General features: G+C 70.1%; 13 protein-coding genes, 2 tRNA genes and 1 pseudogene. 15 read left to right on the plus strand and 1 reads right to left on the minus strand.

The annotated features are described in order from the left end of the window. From dnaA to SACE_RS00050, 11 genes and pseudogenes are all read left to right on the plus strand, one after another. Entirely contained in the window at positions 1–1,779 is a 1,779-nt protein-coding gene (dnaA, locus tag SACE_RS00005) for a chromosomal replication initiator protein DnaA (protein WP_009945727.1), read from the plus strand. Between the two features lie 1,251 nt (positions 1,780–3,030). Further along, positions 3,031–4,155 carry a DNA polymerase III subunit beta gene (dnaN, locus tag SACE_RS00010; RefSeq protein WP_009945726.1) on the plus strand — a complete coding sequence of 375 codons (1,125 nt, stop codon included), beginning with the start codon at positions 3,031–3,033 and terminating at the stop codon, positions 4,153–4,155. 65 nt (positions 4,156–4,220) lie between these two features. Further along, entirely contained in the window at positions 4,221–5,102 is an 882-nt protein-coding gene (gene gnd, locus SACE_RS00015) for a phosphogluconate dehydrogenase (NAD(+)-dependent, decarboxylating) (protein ID WP_009945691.1), read from the plus strand. Positions 5,103–5,260: 158 nt separating this feature from the next. Then, positions 5,261–6,436 (plus strand): DNA replication/repair protein RecF, encoded by a 1,176-nt coding sequence (gene recF / locus SACE_RS00020; RefSeq protein ID WP_009945690.1) that lies wholly within the window; start codon positions 5,261–5,263, stop codon positions 6,434–6,436. A gap of 106 nt (positions 6,437–6,542) precedes the next feature. Further along, positions 6,543–7,064 carry a DciA family protein gene (locus SACE_RS00025; RefSeq protein WP_009945689.1) on the plus strand — a complete coding sequence of 174 codons (522 nt, stop codon included), beginning with the start codon at positions 6,543–6,545 and terminating at the stop codon, positions 7,062–7,064. A gap of 1,361 nt (positions 7,065–8,425) precedes the next feature. Further along, positions 8,426–10,399: a DNA topoisomerase (ATP-hydrolyzing) subunit B gene (gyrB, locus tag SACE_RS00030; RefSeq protein ID WP_029621526.1), complete on the plus strand. Its 1,974-nt coding sequence runs from the start codon at positions 8,426–8,428 to the stop codon at positions 10,397–10,399. 154 nt (positions 10,400–10,553) lie between these two features. Further along, positions 10,554–13,049 carry a DNA gyrase subunit A gene (gene gyrA / locus SACE_RS00035; protein WP_009945686.1) on the plus strand — a complete coding sequence of 832 codons (2,496 nt, stop codon included), beginning with the start codon at positions 10,554–10,556 and terminating at the stop codon, positions 13,047–13,049. Positions 13,050–13,103: 54 nt separating this feature from the next. Then, on the plus strand, positions 13,104–13,919 hold the full coding sequence (locus tag SACE_RS00040) for a DUF3566 domain-containing protein (protein ID WP_009945685.1): 816 nt from the start codon (positions 13,104–13,106) through the stop codon (positions 13,917–13,919). Between the two features lie 91 nt (positions 13,920–14,010). Then, positions 14,011–14,087: transfer RNA gene (locus tag SACE_RS00045), tRNA-Ile, on the plus strand. Between the two features lie 62 nt (positions 14,088–14,149). Then, a pseudogene (locus SACE_RS38935) lies at positions 14,150–14,257 on the plus strand (DLW-39 family protein); the annotation flags it as partial. A 144-nt stretch (positions 14,258–14,401) separates the two neighbouring features. After that, a tRNA-Ala gene (locus SACE_RS00050) sits at positions 14,402–14,474 on the plus strand. Positions 14,475–14,812: 338 nt separating this feature from the next. Here SACE_RS00050 and SACE_RS00055 read toward each other — a convergent pair. Next, complete coding sequence (locus tag SACE_RS00055) at positions 14,813–15,412, minus strand: TetR family transcriptional regulator (RefSeq protein ID WP_009945682.1); 600 nt, start codon at positions 15,410–15,412, stop codon at positions 14,813–14,815. Positions 15,413–15,523: 111 nt separating this feature from the next. Between SACE_RS00055 and SACE_RS00060 the strand changes: the two genes are divergently transcribed. From SACE_RS00060 to SACE_RS00075, 4 genes are all read left to right on the plus strand, one after another. Then, on the plus strand, positions 15,524–16,966 hold the full coding sequence (locus SACE_RS00060) for a carotenoid oxygenase family protein (protein WP_009945681.1): 1,443 nt from the start codon (positions 15,524–15,526) through the stop codon (positions 16,964–16,966). Between the two features lie 257 nt (positions 16,967–17,223). After that, complete coding sequence (locus SACE_RS00065) at positions 17,224–20,220, plus strand: MMPL/RND family transporter (protein ID WP_009945679.1); 2,997 nt, start codon at positions 17,224–17,226, stop codon at positions 20,218–20,220. Between the two features lie 76 nt (positions 20,221–20,296). Next, entirely contained in the window at positions 20,297–22,072 is a 1,776-nt protein-coding gene (locus tag SACE_RS00070; RefSeq protein WP_009945678.1) for an acyl-CoA dehydrogenase family protein, read from the plus strand. 175 nt (positions 22,073–22,247) lie between these two features. Next, positions 22,248–25,007, plus strand: a complete 2,760-nt coding sequence (locus tag SACE_RS00075; RefSeq protein WP_162131613.1) for a helix-turn-helix transcriptional regulator — start codon at positions 22,248–22,250, stop codon at positions 25,005–25,007. Positions 25,008–25,065 lie beyond the last annotated feature (58 nt).

Raw genomic sequence — 25,065 nt, forward strand, 5'->3', positions numbered from 1 at the left:
GTGGCCGACCACCAGGCGGATCTTGGCCGGGTCTGGGAAGAGGTGGTGCAGGAGCTGTCCTCCGGCACGCTCTCACCCCAGCAGCGCGCGTGGATGCGCGTGACGCGCCCCATCGGCCTGCTGGACGGGACGGCACTGCTGGCCGCGCCCAGCGACTTCGCGAAGGAAGCCATCGAACGCGCCCTGCGCGAACCCATCACCGACGCGCTCTCGCGCCGCCTCGGCCGCGACGTCTCGCTCGCCGTGAAGGTCGACACCGCGGTCCAGGCCCCGAGCAGGCCGGCCCCGCCACCCGCTGAGTCGTGGCCCACCCGGGACAGCATCACCGGACCGGACCGCCCGACCGGCTTCGCCGAGGCCGGCGTCTCGCCCTACATCTCGACCTCTTCCTCCTACCTGCAGCCGCCGCGAACGGACTCCTTCACCCCGCCGGTCACCGGCTCGCTGCCCGCCGTGGACAACCACTACCCGACGGCCGAGCAGCCGCGGGTGGTCGACTACCAGAGCGCGGACTACCCGACGACGGAGTACCACGACTGGCCCACCGCGGCCGAGCTGACGGCGGGGACGCCGCACGAGGGCGAGTCCGAGGCGGCGCCGGAGTCCGACGACGAGGTGGACGAGGAGCGCGAGGCGATCGACGCGGCCAACGAGATCTGGCCGACGTTCGGGCGCGGCCAGGCGCCCGAGGCCCAGCAGGGCCAGCCGTTCACCGCGCCCAAGCACGCCCCGCCGACCTCGCAGACCAGGCTGAACGCGAAGTACACCTTCGACACCTTCGTCATCGGCGCGTCGAACCGCTTCGCGCACGCCGCGGCGGTGGCCGCGGCCGAGGCGCCGGCCCGCGCGTACAACCCGCTGTTCATCTGGGGTGAGTCCGGGCTCGGCAAGACGCACCTGCTGCACGCCGTCGGGCACTACGCGCAACGGCTCTTCCCGGGGATGCGGGTCCGCTACGTGTCCACCGAGGAGTTCACCAACGACTTCATCAACTCGCTGCGCGACGACCGCCAGGTCGCCTTCCAGCGCCGCTACCGCGACGTGGACGTGCTGCTGGTCGACGACATCCAGTTCCTGGAGGGCAAGGAAGGCACCCAGGAGGAGTTCTTCCACACCTTCAACACGCTGCACAACTCGAACAAGCAGATCGTGGTGTCCTCCGACCGCCCGCCCAAGGGGCTGCGGACGCTGGAGGACCGGCTGCGCACCAGGTTCGAGTGGGGTCTGATCACCGACATCCAGCCGCCGGAGCTGGAGACCCGGATCGCGATCCTGCGCAAGAAGGCGGCCCAGGACCGGATGAACGCGCCCGCCGACGTGCTGGAGTTCATCGCGGCGCGCATCGAGCGCAACATCCGCGAGCTGGAGGGCGCGCTGATCCGGGTCACCGCGTTCGCCTCGCTGAACCGGCAGCCGGTGGACGTGCAGCTCGCCGAGATCGTGCTGCGCGACCTGATCCCGGACTCCCAGACGCCGGAGATCACCGCGCCGACGATCATGGCGGTGACCGCCGACTTCTTCAGCGTCACCATCGACGACCTGTGCGGCCCGGGCAAGACCAAGGCGCTGGCGCAGGCCCGCCAGATCGCGATGTACCTGTGCCGCGAGCTGACCGACTCGTCGCTGCCGAAGATCGGCCAGAGCTTCGGCGGCCGCGACCACACCACGGTCATGCACGCCGACAAGAAGATCCGCAAGGAGATGGCCGAGCGCAGGCGGGTCTACGACCAGGTGCAGGAGCTGACCTCCCGCATCAAGCAGCAGTCGCGCGGCTCCTGACGCCCTCGGCGCGCTCGTTCCCCTCCACACCTATCTCCACGGCTTCACCGCGACGTGTCGCGGGCCGGGCTCGTCACCCTCGGGGCGGACGTGGAATCTTTCTGCTGAACCACCCCGGCGCGAGCCACCCCCTCGACCAGAAAACCCGCGCGTCGATCCCGAGGGTCGTCGTGGCCGCGCGGCGCGCGACGCCCGCAGCGGCGGTCTGAGCCGGCAGCCGCGGAGAGCACCCCGGGACGTCCGGCAAGCCCGGCCAGATGGCCGTCGCCGGCGCTTCCGATGCTGCGGCCGACCCCCGACCCGGCCTCTGGGGCGCGGACGACAGGGCGCGCGGAGAGCGCGCGGCGGTCCCGATGACCCCGGCTGCGGACGTCAGATCTTTCTGTTGAGCCACCCGCGCGCGACCCCACCGGTCCATCAGAAAAGTTCCACAGCATCCGCCGGCACCGCCGAGACTCGGGATTCGACTACTGCGGGTCCCGCGGTAACGCCACCGAGTACACGGAAACGCTTCCAGGGCACTGGTTCTTTTCTGGGCCCCCGGGTGTCCTTCGCCTCACCCCCGCGCCAGAAAAACCCGCCGCGACGCCGGCTGTCCACAGTCGACCCATCCCCAGACCTGACCTGGAGTTCTCCCCAATCCACCCACAGGCTGTGCACAGCCGACCCACAGGCTCCGGGCAGTTGATCACAGGAAACCCACAGATCCACCCACACCCCGATCGGTGGAGATGGGGAAAATCCGCAGGGGATGGGTACAACTAGGGCCCGAGCTGTGGATGGGGTGTGGACAACTGTGGATGGCTGTGGATGGACCTGGGGGGCGCCGAAGTTGTCCACCACCCGAAGGAACCATCCACCGGTTACACCCAGTGTTCATCCACAGTCCGACCCGCCGCACCACCAGCACAAACAGCGGCTGTCCCCACAACCCACAGCCCCTATTACTACTGCGCTCCTTTCTTCTCTTGAAAGAAAAAAGAAAAGAAGAGAAGGGGCGGTGGACAAGTGGACAACTCGCGGTGACGGGGTGGACGGCTCCCGCGGAGTGCCCCGACCCGGATGCGGCGTTCACCGCGAACGCTCTACGGTGGAACTCCCGCGAAGGCCGGTAGCCGCTCTTCGTGCTCGCCGCAGTCGCGCGGGACCGCTCCGCCGGCGTCCGCGCCCGAAGCGGTTCGACCCCGAAGTGCCCAGGCTCGACCACAGTTCTCCGGCAGCCGAGCCACGGCTGAAACCGAAAGGACACCCATGAAGATCCGCGTGGAACGTGACGGTCTCGCCGACGCCGTCGCCTGGGTGGCGCGCAGCCTGCCGTCGCGGCCTCCGGTGCCGGTGCTGGGCGGAGTGCTGCTCGACGCCAGCTCAGGTGAGGCGCTGACCATCTCGGGCTTCGACTACGAGGTCTCGGCGCAGGTCACGATCGACGCCTCGATCGACTCCACCGGCCGCACCCTGGTCTCCGGGCGGCTGCTGGCCGACATCACCAAGGCGCTGCCGAACCGCCCGGTCGAGATCACCGTCGACGGCTCGCGCGTGACGATCACCTGCGGCAGTTCGCGGTTCAGCCTCCCGACGATGCCGGTCGAGGACTACCCCGAGCTGCCCGCGATGCCCGACCACGCGGGTTCGGTGCCCGGCGACCTGTTCAGCGAGGCGGTCTCGCAGGTCGCGGTCGCCGCGGGCAAGGACGACACGCTGCCGATGCTCACCGGTGTGCGGATGGAGATCAACGCCGACCGGCTGACCATGGTCGCCACCGACCGGTTCCGGCTCGCGATGCGCGAGTTCACCTGGGAGCCCGGCACCACCATCGAGGACACCTCCGTGCTGGTGCCGGCCAAGACGCTGTCGGATTCGGCCAAGACCCTCGGCACCGGCGGCAACAAGGTCGAGATCTCGCTGGCCTCCGGTGACGGCCTGCTCGGCCTCTCCGGCAACAGCCGCCGCAGCACCACCCGGCTGCTCGACGCGGAGTTCCCGAAGTACCGCCAGCTGCTGCCCTCGGAGAGCGCGGTGACCGCGGTCGTCGACGTCGCGCCGCTGGTCGAGGCGATCAAGCGCGTCTCGCTGGTCGCCGAGCGCGGCACCCAGGTGCGGCTGGAGTTCTCCGACGCGGGTCTGCGCCTGACCGCCGGCGGCGACGACGAGGGCAGCGCGGAAGAGGAGCTGCCGGTCGAGCTGGTCGGCGAGGCCCTGACGATCGCGTTCAACCCGGCCTACCTGCTCGACGGCCTGGGCGCGCTGAAGTCCGACCGCGCGCAGATGCTGTTCACCACATCGAACCGACCGGCGGTGCTCAAGCCGGTCGGGGAAGATGGAGAGGTGGCGGAGGGCTACCTCTACCTGCTCATGCCGGTTCGCCTGCCCGGCTGAACCGCGAGCACGTGCCAACCGGTGGCACGCGCCACCGACTACGGAATCGTTCTAGGGAGATCGGGTTGCAACTCGGACTTGTCGGTCTCGGCCGTATGGGTTTCAACATGCGCAAGCGGCTGCGCGCCGCCGGCCACGAGGTCGTCGGCTACGACCGGAACCAGGAGGTCAGCGACGTCGCATCGATCGCCGACCTGGTGCAGAAGCTGTCCGGGCCCCGGATCGTGTGGATCATGGTTCCGCACGGCGACCCGACCCGGCAGACCGTGGAGGAGCTCGCCGGGCTGCTCTCGGCGGGCGACCTGGTGATCGAAGGCGGCAACTCCAAGTTCACCGACGACCAGGCCAACGCCGCGCTGCTGGCGGAGAAGGGCATCAAGTACGTCGACGTCGGCGTGTCGGGCGGCGTCTGGGGCGCGGACAACGGCTACGGCCTGATGGCGGGCGGTGACGCCGAGGACGTCGAGCGGGCGATGCCCATCTTCGACGCACTGCGTCCGGAGGGTCCCCGCGACGAGGGCTTCGCGCACGCGGGGCCGGTCGGCGCGGGTCACTACGCGAAGATGGTGCACAACGGCATCGAGTACGGCCTGATGCAGGCGTACGCCGAGGGCTTCGAGCTGCTCGCGGCCGCCGACGTCGTCACCGACGTCCCCGCGACCATCAAGGCGTGGAGCCGCGGCACCGTCGTCCGGTCCTGGCTGCTCGACCTCCTGGTGCGGGCGCTGGAGGAGGACCCGGAGCTGGAGCAGCTGCGCGGTTACGTCAGCGACTCCGGCGAGGGCCGCTGGACGGTGGAGGAAGCGATCAACAACGCGGTGCCCGCCCCGGTGATCACCGCCGCGCTGTTCGCCCGCTTCGCCTCCAGGCAGGACGACTCGCCCGCGATGAAGGCGGTCGCCGCGCTGCGCAACCAGTTCGGCGGGCACTCCGTCCAGAAGAGCTGATCGCCGCTGGTTCCGGTGCGCATCCGCGAGGGCGCGCACCGGAACCACCACGCCACATCGATTTGTCGACAAATCGATCCGTCGTCGTATCGGCTCCGGTCACGCCCGCTCGGTGAACCGCACCAAGCGGGCGGCACCCACGACTATGTTGGACCGCCGTGTACGTCCGCCATCTCCAAGTGACCGACTTCCGGTCCTGGCCGCACGCCGACCTGACCTTCGAGCCGGGGCCGACCGTGCTGGTCGGCTCCAACGGCCAGGGCAAGACCAACCTGGTCGAGGCGCTCGGCTACGTCGCCACGCTCGGCTCGCACCGGGTCGCGACCGACGCACCGCTCGTGCGCTACGGCACCCAGCGCGCGGTGGTGCGTGCCGCGGTGGTCAACCACGGGCGTGAGCTGCTGGTCGAGCTGGAGATCACCCCGGGCAAGGCCAACCGCGCGCGGATCAACCGCGGTGCGGCCGGCAAGCCGCGCGATGTGCTCGGGATCCTGCGCACCGTGCTGTTCGCGCCGGAGGACATGGCGATGGTCCGGGGCGACCCCGGCGAGCGCAGGCGGTTCCTCGACGACCTGCTCGTGGCCCGTGCCCCGCGTTATGCGGGCGTGCGCTCGGACTACGACCGCGTCCTGCGGCAACGCAGCGCGCTGCTCAAATCGGCGGGCGCCGCCAAGCGCGGTGGTTCGGGTGGCGACCTGCGCACCCTGGAGGTCTGGGACGGCCACCTCGCGCGCTACGGCGCCGAGCTGCTGGCCGGTCGGCTGGATCTCGTCGCGGCCATCGCACCCCACGTGACCAGTGCGTACGCCAACGTCGCGGCCACCGCCGAGGAGACCGCGCCGTCGGGCCGGGTCGCCGACGTGCGCTACCGCAGCAGCCTGGGCGAGTCGCTGCCCGAGGGCTACGGGGTGCCGCGCGGCGAGCCGGCCGACGTCGAGGTGCTGGAGAAGGCGCTGCTGGCCGAGTTGGAGCGGGTCCGGGCTCAGGAGCTGGAGCGAGGCGTGTCGCTGGTCGGGCCGCACCGCGACGACCTGGAGCTGATGCTCGGCGAGCTGCCTGCCAAGGGATACGCCAGTCACGGTGAATCGTGGTCGTTCGCCCTGGCGTTGCGCCTGGCTTCCTACCACCTGCTGGCGGAGGATGGCGCGGAACCGGTGTTGATCCTCGACGACGTCTTCGCCGAGCTCGACCGGCGCCGCCGCTCGCGGCTGGCCGAGCTGGTCGCGGGCGCCGAGCAGGTGCTCGTCACGGCGGCGGTGGCCGAGGACGTCCCGGAGGAACTCACCGGCGTCCGCTTCGACGTGCGCGAAGGTGAGGTGCGGCGTGTCGAATGAGCGGCTCGATACACGCAGGGTGATGCCGCGTACACCTACCGAAGCCGAACTACCCACATCTGGGGATAACTCTGTGGATGGTGTGGATAACTCTGCGGACACCGGGGTGGCGATGGGCACCGACGGTGCCGCGCTGAACGGTCCGGACCTGGCGCGGGCGGCGCTGCAGGCGGCCCGCGAGCAGTCGAAGGCGAAGCGCTCGACGGCCCGCCGCCGCTACGGCGGTGGTGGTCAGCGGCGGCGCCGGAGCTGGTCGGGGCCCGGCGCCGACGACCGCGACCCGCAGCCGCTGGGTCGGCTCGCTTCCCGCATCGCGGCCGAACGGGGCTGGGCGGACCGCCTCTCCGGCGGTCGCGTGTTCGGGGAGTGGTCGACCCTGGTGGGCGGTGACATCGCCGAGCACACCAAGCCGGTCGCGCTCAAGGACGGCGAGCTGAGCGTGCAGGCCGAGTCGACGGCGTGGGCCACCCAGCTCCGCCTGCTCCAGCGCCAGATCCTCAAGCGCATCGCCGACGGCGTGGGCAAGGACGTCGTGCGCCGCATCAAGGTCCAGGGCCCGGCCGCGCCGAGCTGGCGCCACGGCCCCCGCCACATCCCGGGTCGGGGTCCCCGCGACACCTACGGCTGACCGTGCAGGCGGCTGGTCCCGCAGCCGCCGCTGGCCGGGAGCGCGGCCCGCCCGCACCCGGCGAGCCCGCGGCGCCGCCCAGCGGCGGGGGTGTCTGACTCAGTGGGCGGATATGCCTTTTGCGCTGGTCACGGCACGGTCGGTCGGCCCTGACCGGGCAGCCGCGACGGCCTGGGCCGTGGGCCGGTCGTGGCCGGCGTGGTCGGTTGGTCTTGGTCGGGCTTGCCGCGACGTGTGGCCCTGGGCCGATGGGGCGTATGCCGGTCGTGGCCGGCCTGGTCGTTGGCCCTGGTCGGGCTTGCCGCGACGTGTGGACCTGGGCCGATGGGGGCGTGGGCCGTCGTGACCGGCGTCGTCCGTTGGCCTCGGTCGGGCTGGCCGTGACCTGTGGGCCGCGAGCCGCCGGGTAGCGACCGGGCCGACCGTGATCGGGTTGGCCGAACTCACTTGGCCATTGACTCCGCAGTCGGGCCCTGTGGATGGCCGGGGTCGGCCGCCGCTCGTCAGCCGTGACCTGGCCGCCCACTTGCCGTCGCCCACCGCGACCTATGGCCCACCGCACTGCTCTACCGCGCCCGATTCCATCCCGCCTACATCTCCGCGCCGTCGCCACGCCCCGCCGGGTCGTGCCTCCGCCGGCGGGCCGTGCCCCCTCACCGCCTGACACGTCTTCGTCCCGCCCTCCGCGCCTCCGGCTCGCCCGGCCCCGCCATGCCCGACACATTGCCCCGGCGATCCCTGAACCCGCCGAACCCACCGGCGAACCACCGCCGCGGGCCACCGCCGGGCCGCTACAACCCGCTCGACCGAACGCCAGGCCCCAACCACCCGAAAGCGGTGAATCCAAGGCTTGCCTCCGCGCCTCTTCCTCATAGCGGGGTTGCGCCCGCCGTCGGCGCGGGTCGGGGCCCCTTCCAATAAGAGGTGCGAAGGCGGGAGTTGGATTCGCGGGGTGGGTGAATCGCACCCGTTAGGTGGCCTGGACCACTCCGCCGGTGCTGTTGTGCGGCGGGTGCCCGGGGACGTTGTGCGGCGGGGCTCCGAACGCCGCGCAGGAGGTTCGCAGGGGGCGTTGCCGCTCTCCGATGGTGTCCTGATCCGATTTCTCGACTCTGTGAGCAAGTCAGGGGTGTCCTTGCCCTACTTCTGTCGAGCGGGACCAGTAGAATCAATCTGAGGGGCGCGGCTCGGCTTCCCGGCGACACCCGACGGCCGCCGGGCGATGAGCGGCGCACCGCTGAGGTTCGGCCATCCGTGTGACGCCGTTCCGCACTGGTCCCGATGCTGTGCAGCGGCGCAAGTGGGCTCCGCCCACCGGACCACCCTGACAGAACAGCCTGCTCTAGGAGACACCGAGGCCCGTGGCATCGAAGAAGAACGACTACAGCGCTTCCTCAATCACCGTTCTCGAGGGCCTTGAGGCAGTCCGCAAGCGTCCCGGCATGTACATCGGCTCGACCGGTGAGCGCGGCCTGCACCATCTGGTGCAGGAGGTTGTGGACAACTCCGTCGACGAAGCGATGGCCGGCTACGCGACCAGGGTCGAGGTGACCCTGCTGGCCGACGGCGGCGTGCGCGTCGTCGACGACGGCCGCGGCATCCCGGTCGACATGCACCCCGTGGAGAAGAAGCCGACGCTCGAGGTCGTGCTGACCGTCCTGCACGCGGGCGGCAAGTTCGGCGGCGACAGCTACGCGGTCTCCGGTGGTCTGCACGGCGTCGGCGTGTCCGTGGTCAACGCGCTCTCGACGGCCCTGGAGGCCGAGATCCACCTCCACGGTCACGTCTGGCGGCAGCGCTACGAGGACTCCAAGCCCGTCCACGACCTGCAGAAGGGCGAGCGAACCACCAGGACCGGGACCACCATCACGTTCTGGGCGGACCCGACCATCTTCGAGACGACCAGGTACAACGCCGAGACGATCTCGCGCCGCCTGCAGGAGATGGCGTTCCTGAACAAGGGCCTGACCATCGTCCTGCGCGACGAGCGCGCCGCGGAGGAGCACGAGGGCGGCGAGGACGCCAGCGGCGCCGCCGCCCGCGCGACCGAGCGCACCTTCCACTACCCGGGTGGGCTCGAGGACTTCGTCCGCCACATCAACGCCACCAAGGAGCCCATCCACAAGAAGGTGGTGTCCTTCAGCGCGTCCGGCAAGGGCCACGAGCTGGAAGTGGCGATGCAGTGGAACTCCGGCTACAACCAGTCGGTCTACACCTTCGCCAACACCATCAACACCCACGAGGGCGGCACCCACGAGGAGGGCTTCCGCTCCGCGCTGACCCGCGTGGTCAACGCCTACGCCAAGGACAAGAAGCTCCTCAAGGACAAGGACGGCAGCCTGACCGGTGACGACGTCCGCGAGGGCCTGGCCGCGATCGTGTCGGTGAAGGTCTCCGAGCCGCAGTTCGAAGGCCAGACCAAGACCAAGCTCGGCAACACCGAGGTCAAGTCGTTCGTCCAGACCAACGCCTTCGAGTGGCTGACCGACTGGTTCGAGCGCAACCCCACCGAGGCCAAGACGATCGTCAACAAGGCGGTCTCGTCGGCGCAGGCGCGGGTGGCCGCGCGCAGGGCCAAGGAGCTGGTCCGCCGCAAGAGCGCGATGGACATCGGCGGCCTGCCCGGCAAGCTCAAGGACTGCCAGTCCAACCAGCCCGACGAGTGCGAGCTCTACATCGTCGAGGGCGACTCGGCCGGTGGTTCGGCCAAGGAGGGCCGCGAGTCCCGCTTCCAGGCGATCCTGCCGATCCGGGGCAAGATCATCAACGTCGAGAAGGCGCGCATCGACAAGGTCCTCAAGAACAACGAGGTCCAGTCGATCATCACCGCGCTGGGCACCGGCATCCACGACGAGTTCGACCTGTCGAAGCTGCGGTACCACAAGATCGTGCTGATGGCCGACGCCGACGTCGACGGCAAGCACATCCAGACGCTGCTGATGACGCTGTTGTTCCGGTTCATGCGCCCGCTGATCGAGCACGGTCACGTCTTCCTGGCGCGCCCGCCGCTCTACAAGATCAAGTGGCCGCGGTCGGAGCCGGAGTACGCCTACTCCGACAAGGAGCGCGACGCGCTGCTGGAGGCGGGTGCCTCGGCGGGCAAGAAGCTGCCCAAGGAGGACGGCATCCAGCGCTACAAGGGTCTCGGCGAGATGAACGCCGACGAGCTGTGGGAGACCACCATGGACCCGGCGACCCGGCTGCTGATGCAGGTCACCCTCGACGACGCGGCGACGGCCGACGAGCTGTTCAGCGTGCTGATGGGCGAGGACGTCGAGGCCCGGCGCTCGTTCATCACCCGCAACGCCAAGGACGCGGGTCTGCTCGACATCTGACATCGCGGCCACCCGCCATCCCCGGAGGACCCCCGCCATGGGCAGTCGCCAGAAGTGCCCCGTTCGCAACGGAACGGCAAAGGTCCGAGGGAACACTCGCCCGCGTTGTGGTCGCGCAGGAACACGCTGACCCGCCTGAAAGGAACCCCCACCCGTGACGGAAACCCTGCCGCCGGAACACGGCCGGATCGAACCGGTCGACATCCAGCAGGAGATGCAGAACTCCTACATCAACTACGCGATGAGCGTCATCGTCGCCCGTGCGCTGCCCGACGTGCGCGACGGGCTCAAGCCGGTGCACCGTCGCGTGCTCTACTCGATGTACGACTCGGGCTACCGCCCGGACCGCGGCTACGTGAAGTGCTCGCGCGTCGTCGGCGACGTGATGGGCAACTACCACCCCCACGGTGACTCGTCGATCTACGACACCCTGGTGCGACTGGCGCAGCCGTGGTCGATGCGCCACCCGCTGATCGACGGCCAGGGCAACTTCGGTTCGCCCGGCAACGACCCGGCCGCGGCCATGCGGTACACCGAGTCCCGGCTGGACCCGTTGGCGATGCACATGCTCGCCGACATCGAAGAGGACACCGTCGACTTCTCCGACAACTACGACGGTCGCAGCCAGGAACCCGACGTCCTGCCCGCGCGCATCCCGAACCTGCTGGTCAACGGTGGCGGCGGGATCGCGGTCGGAATGGCGACGAACATCCCGCCGCACAACCTGCGGGAGGTCGCCGACGGCGTCGTCTGGGCGCTGGAGAACCCCGAGGCCGACGACGAGGCGCTGCTGGAAGCGCTGATCGAGCGCATCAAGGGCCCCGACTTCCCGACCCGCGGCCTGATCATGGGCACCAACGCGATCGCCGACGCCTACCGCACCGGCCGCGGCTCGATCAAGATGCGCGCGGTGGTCGACGTCGAGGAGGACACCAAGGGCCGCACCTCGCTGGTCGTCACCGAGCTGCCGTACCAGGTCAACCCGGACAACCTGATCGAGAGCATCGCGGCGATGCACCGCGAGGGCAAGCTCACCGGCATCTCCGACATCGCCGACGAGTCCAACAGCCGGCGCGGCATGCGCATCGTCATCACCCTCAAGCGGGACTCGATCCCGAAGGTGGTGCTGAACAACCTCTACAAGCACACCCAGCTGCAGTACACCTTCGGCGTGAACATGCTGGCGCTGGTGGAGGGCGTGCCGCGCACGCTGCGCCTGGACCAGGTGATCCGCCACTACGTCAAGCACCAGGTCGAGGTCATCGTCCGGCGCACCCGGTTCCGGTTGCGCAAGGCCGAGGAACGCGCCCACATCCTGCGCGGTCTGGTCAAGGCGCTGGACATGCTCGACGAGGTCATCGCGCTGATCCGGCGCTCGCCGACGGTCGACGACGCGCGCACCGGCCTGATCGAGCTGCTCGAGGTCGACGAGGTCCAGGCGAACGCGATCCTGGAGATGCAGCTGCGGCGCCTCGCCGCCCTGGAACGGCAGAAGATCGTCGACCAGCTCGCCGAGATCGAGCGCGAGATCGAGGACCTCAAGGACATCCTCGACAAGCCCGAGCGGCAGCGCCAGATCATCCGCGACGAGCTGATGGCCATCGTGGACAAGCACGGCGACGACCGGCGGACCAGGATCGTCCCGCACGAGGGCGAGGTCTCCATGGAGGACCTCATCGCCGACGAGGACGTGGTCGTCACCCTCACCCGGACCGGTTACGCCAAGCGGACCCGGACCGACCTGTACCGGGCGCAGAAGCGCGGCGGAAAGGGCGTGCAGGGCGCACAGCTCAAGCAGGACGACATCGTGTCGCACTTCTTCGTGTGCTCGACCCACGACTGGATCCTGTTCTTCACCAACAAGGGCCGCGTCTACCGCGCCAAGGCCTACGAGCTGCCGGAGGCCAACCGCACCGCGCGCGGGCAGCACGTGGCGAACCTGCTGGCGTTCCAGCCCGACGAGCACATCGCCCAGGTCATGCAGATCAAGGACTACACGGCCGCGCCGTACCTGGTCCTGGCGACCCGCAACGGGCTGGTGAAGAAGTCGCGGCTCACCGACTTCGACTCCAACCGATCGGGTGGTCTCATCGGAGTCAACCTCAAGGACGACGACGAGCTCGTCGGGGCCGTGCTGTGCTCGGCCGACGACGACCTGCTGCTGGTCTCGGCCGAGGGCCAGTCGATCCGCTTCCACGCCAGTGACGAGGCGCTTCGCCCCATGGGCCGGGCCACCTCGGGTGTGCTGGGCATGCGCTTCAACGAGGGCGACGAACTGCTCGCGATGGGTGTCGTCCGTCCGGACCGCTACGTGCTGGTCGCGACCGACGGTGGATATGCGAAGCGGACGCCCATCGACGACTATCCAGTGCAGGGTCGCGGCGGTAAGGGAGTGCTGACGATCCAGTACGACAGGAAGCGTGGCAGGCTGGTCGGGGCGCTCATCGTCGATGTGGATGATGAGCTCTACGCGATCACCTCGACCGGTGGGGTCATCAGGACCACCGCCAAGGAGGTGCGCAAGGCCGGCAGGCAGACGAAGGGTGTTCGTCTCATGAACCTCGGGGACGGGACCTCGGTGGTCGCGGTCGCACGCAATGCCGACGAGGCCGCCGATCCCGACGCCGCCGGGCCGGAGCAGCAAAAATAGGGGAGCGGGTAACCACACCGCCACAGGCCACCGACGATCATCGAAGGATCGCTCGTGACACCTTCCGAGAAGCCGGGGGAATCGGCATCGCAGTCCAAGGACGCGAGCCACACCTCGGTCATCACGCAGTCCGAAGAAGCCACCGAGTCCACCGCCGAGCGGGGGACGCCGGCCGCTGAGGACCAGGCACCGAACCACGGCGAGGAGGCCGCCGCGCTGGACGGCACCGACGCACCGCCGCCGTGGCAACGTGGTGCGGCAACCTCCTCGGCCGGTGAGCAGCCCTCCTGGCCCACGGAGCAGCCGGTGGGGACCTCCGGGTCCCCGGCGGATGCCGGCGGAGCGCCGGACTCCGAGGACACCCAGAAGATCCCGCGGCCCGCGCAGGAGCAGGAGACCGCCCGCAACGAGGTCCCGCAGTCGTCCTCGGGCGGCCGGACCGCGGTGACCTTCGGGTCCGCCGGGCGGGCCACCACCGCCGCGGGCAGCGCCAGACGTCCCAGCCGGGGACCGAGGCGGGCCAGCCTGCAGGTCAAGCGGGTCGACCCGTGGTCGGTGCTCAAGCTCGCCCTGGTGCTGAGCGTGGCGCTGTTCTTCGTGTGGATGATCGCGGTGGCGGTGCTCTACGGCGTCCTGGACGGCATGGGCGTCTGGGACCAGCTCAACGGCACGTTCACCGAGCTGACCCAGCCCGACGACGCGGCCGCCGAGCCGCTGATCAGCGCGGGCCGGGTGTTCGGCGTCGCCTCGATCATCGGGGCGATCAACATAGTGCTCATCACGGCGCTGGCGACGGTGGCCGCGTTCATCTACAACGTGGCCGCCGACTTCGCCGGTGGCGTCGAGGTGACGCTGTCCGAGCGGGAGTGACGAGCATGTGGCGGTTTCCCCAGGGCAGCCGCCACATGCACCCCCCGTTTCGGAGCGCTCCGAGCGTCATGTAATGTTTGGAGCGCACCAGGGGCCTATAGCTCAGGCGGTTAGAGCGCTTCGCTGATAACGAAGAGGTCGAAGGTTCAAGTCCTTCTAGGCCCACCACCCCGTGTCGACGAACTGATCCGGAACGACACGGGCCAACGCCGTGCTAGGAGGCGACTGAAGTGAAGAAGCTGATCGCACTCGCCGTGGTTGCTGGTGCCGTTCTGTTCGTCGTCCGCCGCAACCGCGCCGCCAAGGCCGAGGCCGACCTCTGGCGCGAGGCCACCGCGGAAGCCTGAGCCGACCGGCGAGCCGACTCCGCCTCCACTCCTGCACTTCCCAGAGCGGAAGCAGGTCGGGGCGGAGTTCATGTCGTTCGAGGCTCGGTTGCCATCGCGGCGGACAGCCAGCAGACGGTGACCGGCTCGACGCCGGGGGACGTAGCTCAATTGGCAGAGCACCGCCTTTGCAAGGCGGGGGTTAGGGGTTCGATTCCCCTCGTCTCCACGTTCCGCGTGTTCGGTGCGTTCCGCACCTTCCCGCTTTCCTGATTTCCTTACGGGGGCCGAGCCCCCGTAGACCCCCACGGTGCGGTGGTCGCTTCTCTCCGGCTTCGCAGCTTCTCCGCCGTTCCCGGCCTGGTCTTCGACCAGACCCTTCGGTCCTCCTTGGGGATGTGGTGGGTCGTTCGTGGCCGGCAGGCGCTTTTCGGGGTTGTCGTCGATTCGGTTGTTTCGTCGGCTTTGGTTTCGGTGGATTGGGGCTTTTGAGTCCGGACCGCCCGTTTTCGCCGTTTGCAATTTGGTTGTCGGTGGTCAGGGCTTTCGGGTTGGGGCCGCTCGTATTCAGCGATCGGCGGTAGTCGTCGTTTGCCAGCCGGAGAGGCCGGCTCGGATGGCGCGTTCGAACATGTCGTCTCCCACGTCGGGGAGCAGGTTGCTCAGCTCGAGCGAGACCAGGCCGTGGACGTGGGCCCAGAGGGCGGAGGCGACCAGGGTGGGGTCGGCGTCGACGAGCCTGCCCTGCTCGACGCACTGGCGGACGGTCTCCAGCAGCGGTTCGAAGGCGTCGTGGCCGGCGCGGCGGACGGCGTCGTCCTCCTCGGCGGTCCGCCGGCGGTCGAACATCGCGCGGTAGTAGTGCGGGCCCTCCAGGGCGCTGGCCCGGTAGGCGTGGCTCAAGCGGACCAGGTGCTCGACGATGTCGTCGTCGGCGGGCACCGCCCGCAGCCGCTCGGCCAGGCGGCGGAAGCCCTCCTCGTACAGGGCGTGCAGCAGCTCGTCCTTGCCACCGAACAGCGAGTAGACCGCGCTGGTCGAGGTGTCGGCCGCCTTGGCCAGGCTGCGCAGGCCGAGCGCGTCGGCACCGCCTTCGGCCAGCAGCTCGCCCGCGCGGTCGAGCAGTCGCAGCCGCAGCTTGTCGTCGTGGACCCTCTTTCGCCCCATCCCGGCAACATAGCATAACAATGTTTTGATTTTCGGGTGCCGCCTGAGCTGCGCCTTCGTCGTCGGGATGAGGATTGACGCCGTTTTCAAACAGTGTTACATAACTATGTTATGAGTACTCGGACGCATTCCGACGACACGCCCGCCACCGGCTTCGCGCGGGGGTTCGCCAGCCTCGAGAGCGAGGTCGAGGTCGCCGAGCTGCCGGTGACCGGAGAACTCCCGGAGTGGCTCAGCGGCGAGCTGCTGCGCAACGGCCCGGCCAAGTTCGAGGCCGGACGCAGGAGGTTCCGGCACTGGTTCGACGGCCAGGCGATGCTGCACCGCTTCGCCATCGCCGACGGCAGGGTGGCCTACCGCAACCGGTTCCTGGACAGCCCGGCGTTGCGCAGCGCCCGCGACGGGCGCATCCGCTACGCCGAGTTCGCCACCGATCCGTGCCGCTCGCTGTTCGCGCGGCTGTTCACCCGGTTCCGGCGCAGCGAACCCTCGGCCAACGCGTGCGTGAACGTCGTGCCCAACGGCGACGACACGTATGCGGCGCTGACCGAGATCCCGATGGCCGTGGACTTCGACCCGCACACCCTGGAGACGATCGGGATCTCCGGGTACGACGACAGCATCGGCGGCAACGTCACCACCGCGCACCCGCACCAGGCCCCGCGCACCGGCGACCTCGTGAACTACGTGCTCCGCTTCTCCCGGCAGAGCGAGTACCGGATCTACCGGCAGCGACCGGACGGCCGGACTCGCGAGTTGCTCGCGTCGGTGCCCACCGACCAGCCCGGTTACCTGCACAGCTTCGCCATCACCGAGGACCACGTGGTGCTCGTGGAGTTCCCGTTCGTGGTGAACCCGCTCGCGTTTCTGCTGAGCGGCAAGCCCTTCATCGAGAACTACCGCTGGCGCCCGGAGCTCGGGACGCGGTTCATCGTGATCGGACTGGACGACGGGTCGGTGCGCAGCGTCCGCACCGAGGAGGCGTTCTTCGCCTTCCACCACATCAACTCCTATGTGGACGGTGGGGAGCTGGTGGTCGACGTCTGCGCGTATCCGGACTCGGGTGTCGTCGACTCCTTCTACCTGGACCGCCTGCGTTCGGGTGCGCGGATGCCGGTGCCCGCGCCGATGCGGTACCGGGTGGATCTCGACGCCGGGACCGCCCGTTCGCACCGCCTGGCCGAAGAACCGCTGGAACTGCCGGGGATTTCCTACGGCCACCGCAACGGCCGGCCCTACCGCTGCGCCTACGGCGTCGGCATGCGCGGGCACGACGGGCGCGACTTCCTCGACCAGCTCGTCAAGATCGACGTCGAGGACGGGCGGTCGAGCACCTGGTACGAGGGGGGCTGCTACCCCGGCGAACCGGTTTTCGTGCCTGCCCCGGAAGCGGAGGCCGAGGACGACGGCGCGGTGCTCTCGGTCGTCCTCGACTCGGCCGCGGGCCGGTCGTTCATGCTCGCGCTCGACGGCCGGTCGTTCACCGAGATCGCCAGGGCCGAGGTGCCGCATGCGATCCCGTTCGGCTTCCACGGCCAGTTCAGCAGTCGTTGACCAGCGCATACGCCGCCAGGAGTCGATCGAGCCCTTGACAACGGTGATCGATCCGTTCTTCCCTGGCAGCGCTCCGGAACCTGGGGAAGGGAGCGCGTCATGCACATCCCGGTCCACGCTCCACCACCGCGGCGCGGCGCGCGTCCGGTGTCGGCGGTCCGATGAACGCGACGGGGTCGGACGAGCGGGACGGTGGTCCGTTAGCCCGCCTGAGCAGATTCGTCGTCCGCAGACGAGGTGCCGTCGTCTGCGCCTGGGTGGCCTTCGCCGCGCTGCTGAACGTGCTGGTGCCGCAGCTCGAGGCGGTGATCGGGCAGAGCCGCGTCCCGTTCGTCCCCGACAGCGCACCATCGGTGCGGGCACTGCCCGAGATGGACCGCAGGTTCGGCGGCGAGGGCGCCAACAGCCTCGTGTTCGTCGTCCTGGCCGACGAAAGTGGTCTGTCCGAAGAGGACCACCGCTACTACGCCGAGCTCGTGGGCCGGATGGAACGCGACGACTCGCGGATCGCCTCGGTGCAGGACGCCGTCTCGCAGCCCGAGCTGGCCGACGCGCTGGTCAGCCGCGACGGCAAGGCGATCTACATCCCGGTCGGCCTGCGCGGGGAGAACGGATCCCCGGAAACCACCGCGCAGATCAAGCACATCCGCGAGACGGCGCAGCAGGGGCGGCCGGACTCGCTGGCCGTGCACGTGACCGGGCCGATGGCCACGATCGCCGACATGCAGGACGAGATCGAGAGGAGCATGCTCGTCATCACCGCGGTGACGGTCGGGCTCATCACGGCGATCCTGCTGGTGATCTACCGGTCGGTGGTGACCGCGCTCGTCGCGCTGGCGCTCATCGGGCTGTCGCTGGGCACCGCCCGCGCGGTGACGGCGGTGTGCGGGCTGCAGTTCTTCGACGTCTCGACCTTCACCGCGTCGCTGCTCACTGCCGTGGTGCTGGGCGCGGGCACCGACTACGGGGTGTTCCTGCTCAGCCGGTTCCACGAGCGGATACGCGCCGGTGACGACCCCGAGCAGGCGGTGATCACGGCGAACCGGCGGGTGGCGGCGGTGATCGCGGCTTCCGCGGGAACCGTGATCGCGGCTTGCAGCGGCATGGCGCTGGCCGAAGTCAGCATCTTCCGCACCACCGGGCCGGCCATCGCGGTGAGCCTCGCGGTCACCCTGGCGGCGGGCCTGACGCTGACGCCCGCGCTGCTGGCCATCGCGGCCACCCGCGGCTGGGCGATGCCGCGGCGCTCGCCGGAGAACGGCCGGTGGACGGCCATCGCCGAACGCGTGGTGGCGAGGCCGGCCCGAGTGCTGGCGGCGGGGCTGGTGGTGCTGCTCCTGCTCGCCGCGTTCTACCCGGCAGCGCGGCTGAGCTACGACGAACGAGCCGTGCAACCGGCCGCCACCGACAGCAACCTCGGCTACGGCGCGCTGGGCAAGCACTTCCCTGCGGGCGAGATCCTCCCGGAGTACTTACTGGTCAACTCCGACCACGACATGCGCAACCCGCAGGACCTCGCGGCCCTGGAGACCGCGGCGGCGAACGTGGCCAAAGTGGACGGTGTGCGGGCCGTGCGCGGCGTGACCAGGCCGACCGGCGAGCCCATCGCGGAAGCCAACGTGGGCAACCAGGTCGGGGTGGTCGGGGACCGGCTCGGCGCGGCGGAGGAGCAGCTCGGCGGCGGTCAGCAGGGCATCGGCGGACTGGCCGACGGTGCGGGGCGGCTCGCCGACGGCACGGGCAGGCTCGCCGGCGGAGCCGCGGAGCTCGCCGCGGGCAGCGGACGCCTGGCCGCGGGCGCGCGCAGCGCGGTGGACGGCGCAGACCAGCTGCTCAACGGCCTGAACACGGCCCACGGTGGTCTGGGCACCGCCGGCGACGGCGCCGACGACGCCGGATCGGCCGCGACCACGCTCGCCGAGGGGGCGCGGCAGCTCGCCACCGGACTCGACCTGGCGCGCGACCAGACATCGCTGGCCGTCGACGGTCTCGGGCTGGCCTACCACGCGCTGCAAGCCGACGCCGTGTGCTCGCTCGACCCGATCTGCGCCCAGGCGCGCAAGGGCATCGGCGACATCTACGTCAGCGAGCGCGACCAGCTTCTGCCTGGGCTGGAGCAGGCGGCCGCCGCCGCGCACAAGATCGCCGACGGCAACGGCGACCTCGCCTCCGGCATGGACGACCTGCGCGGTGGGATCGCCACCGCGCGCGACGGCATCGCGCGGCTCGCCGAGGGCCAGCGCACGATGCGGGACCAGCTCGGCGCCCTGGCCGACGGGGCCGGCCAGGCGGCCAACGGCGCGCAGCAGCTCTCCGACAACGCGGGCCTGGCCGCCGACGGCGCGGGCCGGTTGCGCGACGGCACCGCGAACGCGACCGTCTCGGTCAAGGAGCTGGAACGGGGGCTGGCCCAGGCCGCGGACTTCCTGCGCACCGTGCGCGCCGAGTCGCACCACCCCGGCGTCGGCGGGTTCTACCTGCCGCCCAACGCGCTCAGCGATCCCCGGATGGCCATGGCCAGCGGCATGTTCCTGTCCGGCGACGGCAGGACGGCCCGGCTGGTCGTGCTGCACAGCGGCGACCCGCTGGACCGGGCCGCGATGGACCGGACCGGCGAGATCGTGCGTACCGCCGAACACGCGTTGCGCGGTACCTCGCTGGACGGAAGCGGGGTGCACAACACCGGCTCGGCGTCGGTGAACCGCGACCTCGCGCGGATGTCCGACGCGGACTTCTCGGTCTTCGCGCTGGTGGCGCTGCTGTCGGTGCTGGTCATCCTGATGCTGTTGCTGCGCAGCGTCGTGGCGCCGATCTACCTGCTGGTCTCGGTGATCCTCTCCTACGCCGCCGCGATGGGGATCGCCGTGCTGTTCTGGCAGTTCCTGCTCGGCGGCGAGCTGGACTGGAGCGTCCAGCCGATCGCGTTCGTGATCCTGGTCGCGGTCGGCGCCGACTACAACATGCTGCTGATGTCGCGCATCAGGGAGGAGTCCGACGACGGGTCGCGGGCGGGAATCGCGCGTGCGGTGGCCACGACCGGAGGCGTGATCACCTCGGCGGGCATCATCTTCGCGGCGAGCATGTTCGCGCTGATGTCGGGAACCGTGGACATCCTGGCGCAGCTCGGCTTCACCATCGGCGTCGGCCTGCTGCTGGACACCTTCGTCGTGCGGACGCTGGTCATCCCCGCCATCGCGGTGCTGCTGCGCAAGTGGAACTGGTGGCCCTCGAAGAATGCCGGGGAGAGCGGCTGATCGGCTGAGCGATGTATCCCTTCGGGCATGCGGGGCCTCTGTCTTGCAGAGAGCTGTCTGGAAGGGGCGCAGCACCGTGACCGTCTCACACCTGATCTCGCTCGCGGAGGAAGTGGAGCGCTACCTCGGCGACCCCCACGACCCGTCCAGCCGGATGTCCTACCAGCGCATCCTGGAGCACGACGAGAGCGAGCGGTACCCGCACGAGCTGGTCGACGTCCTGCACGAGTGGGGCCTGCACACCTACCTCCTGCCGGAGGAGTGGGGCGGGCGCGCGATCGACGTGGAGGTGGGGTTCAACCTGCTGCGCCTGGTGGCGCGCCGGGACCCCGCGGCGGCCACCGCGGTCATGCTCACCGACCTGGCCTTCATGCCGGCCTGGATCGCCGGGACCGCGGAGCAGCGCGAGGGGTTCGTGCGCGCGATCACCGACGGCACGAAGATGGCGTGGGGACTTTCCGAGCGGCACCACGGCAGCGACGTGCTCGCCAACGAGATGCGGGCCGAGAAGGTGCCCGGCGGCTACCTGCTCTCCGGCGAGAAGTACCTGATCGGCAACGCGACGGTCTCCGACGTGGTGAGCCTGCAGGCGCGCACCGACGAGCGCGGCGGACCGGGCGGGTGGTCGCTGTTCGCGGTGGACAAGCGCGAGTGCGCTCCCGGCACCTTCGAGCACCTGCCGCGGGAGCGGCTGCACGGGCTGCGCGCCTCGGACCTCGGCGGGTTCCGGCTGGACCAGGTCTTCGTACCCGAATCAAGCAGGTTCGGCGAGGAGGGCAGGGGCCTGGAGATCTCCATCAAGGGTGCCCAGGTCGCCCGGATCTCGATCTGCAGCATGTCGCTCGGCGCCGTCGACACCGCGCTGCGGCTGGCGATGGACTTCGCCGAGCAGCGCGAGATCTTCGGCAGGAAGGTCGTCGAGATCCCGTACTCCCGGCGGCAGCTCGCCGAATGCTTCGCGGACCTGCTGATCGGGGATGCGCTGTGCACCGAGGCCGTGCGCGGTTTGCAGGGAAATCCGGCGCAGGCGAGCGTTTTCTCATCGGTGGTGAAGTACTTCGTGCCGACGTTGCTGGAACGCACGATGGCGCAGACGTCGGTCGTTCTCGGGGCTCGTCTCTACCTGCGCGACCATCCCCATTTCGGTGTGTACCAGAAGATGATGCGTGATGTCCTGGTGGCCATCTTCGCCGACGGCAACACCGTTGTGAACCTCAAGAACATCGCCCTGGAACTGCACGAACTGCTCGGCACCGCACGCGATCCCGGAGAAGAACTGCGCGCCGGCGCCGAGAAGAGCGTCGGGCTGCTGTACGACGTGGACGCGAAGCTGCCGCGCTGGCAACCGCAACGCCAGTCGTTGTTCAGCCGCGGGAAGGACGACACGGTGCTGGCGATGCCGGACGGCATCGAGCGGTTGCGCGCCCTTGCCGAAAGGCAGCATGACCCCGCGCAACGGCGGTGGTACCTGCGATCCGCCGAGGTCGCGCAGCGGCTGATGGGCGAGCTCGACCGCCTGCACGAGGGCACCACGCGGCTCAAGCAGCGGTGGGGCAAGGAGTACAGCACCTCCGACGAGCTGTTCCGGCTCGGTGAGCAGTACTGCGCGGTGCACGCGGGTGCCGCGCTGGTCCACCTGGTGACCAGGTCCGCCGACGTGTTGCAGGACCCGATGCCCGACGGCGCCGTGCTGCTTCTGTGCCTGGAAAGGGTGTGGCGGCAGTTCCGCTCGGACGAACCCGTCACCGACATCGACGTGATCGACCGCGTCGTCGAGGTGCTCAGGTGGCAGCACAGCGAGCACCGGCTGTTCTCGCACTGGCAATTCCGGCTCCGGGCGTCATCGTCGTGACCGCGGCGAACGCGTTCCGGTTTCCCAGGTTCGCGTTCGCGGGGGACAATCACGAAAAGCCATGACGATGTGGACCGGTGAACCCGTTCGCCGCGGCTGGTGGCACTGGGGGGTTCCGGCCGCGCGATGGGGTGCCGCTGTGGATGATTACGACTTAACCGAAGATGTCGCGAGCATGCCGGGCAATGCGTTTCGCCCGGCCGAAGAACACGTGTTGCACGGGCGCGAACGCGAACGCCGCGCGATCCGGTCGATTCTGGAGGACGCGAGGTCGGCGAGAGGCCGCGCACTGGTGCTCCGGGGTGAAACCGGGATCGGCAAGAGCACGCTGCTGAAGTACGCGCAACGCCGGGCCGCGGGAATGCGGCTGCTGTCCTGCTCCGGACTGGAATCGGAGTCCGAGCTCGCGTTCTCCGGGTTGCAGCACCTGGTCGCTCCGCTGCTCGACGAGATCGACGGGCTGCCGCCGTCGCAGGCCGAGGCGCTGCGCGCGGCGCTGGGGATGTCCGAACTGCCGGTGACCGAGTTCGTGGTGTCGGCGGCGGTGTGCTCGCTGCTGTCGTACTCCGCGCGCGGAACACCGCTGCTCGTCGTCGTCGACGACGCGCAATGGCTGGACCGGGCCACGCTCGGCGCGCTGTACTTCACCGCCCGCCGGATCGCGACCGAACCGATCGCGCTGCTGTTCGGCATGGGCGAGGCCGAGCAGCACGAGCGGGAGGCCCGCGATCTGCCCACCATGCTGCTGACCGGACTGTCCGACGAAGCCGCCGACGACCTGCTCGACGAGCTGGGCTGGAACGCACCGGCCCGCGACTCGCTGATCACCGCGACCGGAGGCAACCCGCTCGCGCTGCGGGAGCTGACCCGGCTCGGAGCCCCGGAGCAGCTCGTCGGGGACGCGCTGCTGCTGGGCACCGTGCCGTTGAGCGAGCGCCTGCGGACGGCGTTCATCCAGCGGATGGAGGGGCTGCCTGCCAAGGCCCGGGCGCTGCTGCTGGTGGTGGCCGTCGAGGAGACCGGCAGGCTCGGCGTGGTGCTCGGCGCCTGCGCCCGCCTGGGCATCGACGCCGGGGTGCTGGACTCGGTGCTCAGGGGCTACGACCAGCTCGAGATCACCGAACGCTGGGTGCGCTTCCGCCATTCGCTGATGCGGTCGGCGGCCTACCACAAGGCGTCGCTGCGGATGCGGTCGAAGGCGCACGCCGCGGTGGCCGAGGAGCTGACCGACCGCGGTGAGTCCGACCGGGCGTCCTGGCACCGGGCGATGGCGGCGGTCGAACCGGACGAGGAGCTCGCCACGGCGTTGGAGCGCAGCGCCGACACCGCCGAGCGGCGCGGCGGCAGCGCCGCGGTGGTGTCGGTCCTGCAGCGCGCGGCCAAGCTGAGCACCGATCCGGAGGGGCGGACGCGGCGCACCGCCTCGGCCGCGTACGCGGCGTGGCAGTCCGGCCAGCCCGACCTCGCCAGGGCGCTGACGACCGAGGTCATGACCGCACCGACGGACATGCACGCCAGGGTGGGGCTGACGCGTCTGCTGGGCCTGATCGACCTGGACAGCAACGACCCGGCGGTGGCGTGCGCGCAGTTCGTCCGGGGTGCCCAGGAGGTCGCCGAGCACAACCCGGAGGAGGCGCTGACCCTGCTCTTCCTCGCCGTGGACGGCGGTTACCTGTCGGGGCGGATCGAGGACGCGGGCCGGGCCGCGCGGCTGATGACCGAACTGGACTGCGGGCCGGACTACCGGCTGCTCGCCGAGCGGATGTGCGCCGCGCTCGAAGGGCGCCTGCCGTTGGAGGGCACCACCCCGCGCGAGCTGCTCGATGCCGCACCCGCCCTGCCCACGCCCGACGACGAGATCCGGTTCCTGTGGGTGATGGCGATGAGCTGGCTCGGTCCGCACCAGCGCCAGGCCAGGGAGTTCGGGCTCGCGGCCTGCCGGACGTTCCGGCTCAAGGGCGTGGCCAGCGTCCTGCCCGTGATGCTGAACTGGGTGGCCGACACCGAGTACCACCTGGGGCTGTGGCGCGACGGGCAGGCGCACGCCGAGGAGGCGGTGCGGCTGGCCCGCGACACCGGGCAGCGCAACCGGATGGCCGACGGCCTGGCGCTGCTCGCCCGGTTCGCCTCCGTGCGGGGCGACTGGGACGGGTGCCGGGACCACGCCGACGCCGCGCTGGAGACGGCGCTGGTGTTGCGCAACCGTGCCGCCGCGGCGCACGTGAGCTGGGCGCTGGGTCTGGCGGACCTGGCCAGGGGACGGGACGCCGACGCGTACCGGCGGTTGTCGTCGATCAGGTCGGAGGGATCGCCGTACGCCAACAGCAAGGTCGCGGCGCTGGTCCACCCCGACCTCGTCGAAGCGGCGGTCCGATGTGGACATTCGGACATCGCCGAGGTGCTGCTTTCCGAGGTGCGGGAAGGCTGCCGCGGGACGACGGCGCGGTGGCGGAAGCTGCACCTGCACATGTGCCGGGCCCTGGTCGAGGAGTCCGGTGCCGACTTCGCCACCGCCACCGGCGCCGACCTGGGTGAGGACCGCCCTTTCGACCGCGCCCGCGCGGCCCTGCTGCACGGCGAGTGGCTGCGTCGCAACCGGCGCCAGGCCGAGGCCCGCTGGCAGTTGCAGCAGGCGGCGGAGCTGTTCGACAGCCTCGGTGCGGCGCCCTGGTCCGAACGTGCCCGCGGCCAGTTGCGCGCGGCTCGGGGAGCGCTGCTGCGCACCGCCGACCCGGCCGTGCTGACCAGGCAGGAGAAGCAGATAGCAGGCATGGCCGCCACCGGCATGACCAACAAGGAGATCGCCGCGCAGCTCTCGGTCAGCCCACGCACGGTCAGCCACCACCTGTACAAGCTCTTCCCGAAGCTGGGGATCTCCTCGCGCGCCCAGTTGCGGGGCCTCGACCTGGAGTCGGCCCCCACCCAGGACGGCTGAGGAGTTGCCTTCGCCCCAGTGGCGGAACTTGAACTCGCCTTGCGTGGCGGTGCCGGTG

The sequence above is a fragment of the Saccharopolyspora erythraea NRRL 2338 genome (assembly GCF_000062885.1).
GTDB classification, from domain to species: Bacteria; Actinomycetota; Actinomycetes; order Mycobacteriales; family Pseudonocardiaceae; genus Saccharopolyspora_D; species Saccharopolyspora_D erythraea.

Excerpts from the sequence above, each read along its gene's own strand:
- dnaN (WP_009945726.1), top strand. The coding sequence starts at position 3,031 with ATGAAGATCCGCGTGGAACGTGACGGTCTCGCCGACGCCGTCGCCTGG.
- SACE_RS00055 (WP_009945682.1), bottom strand. The coding sequence starts at position 15,412 with ATGGGGCGAAAGAGGGTCCACGACGACAAGCTGCGGCTGCGACTGCTC.
- SACE_RS00060 (WP_009945681.1), top strand. The coding sequence starts at position 15,524 with ATGAGTACTCGGACGCATTCCGACGACACGCCCGCCACCGGCTTCGCG.
- SACE_RS00075 (WP_162131613.1), top strand. The coding sequence starts at position 22,248 with ATGCCGGGCAATGCGTTTCGCCCGGCCGAAGAACACGTGTTGCACGGG.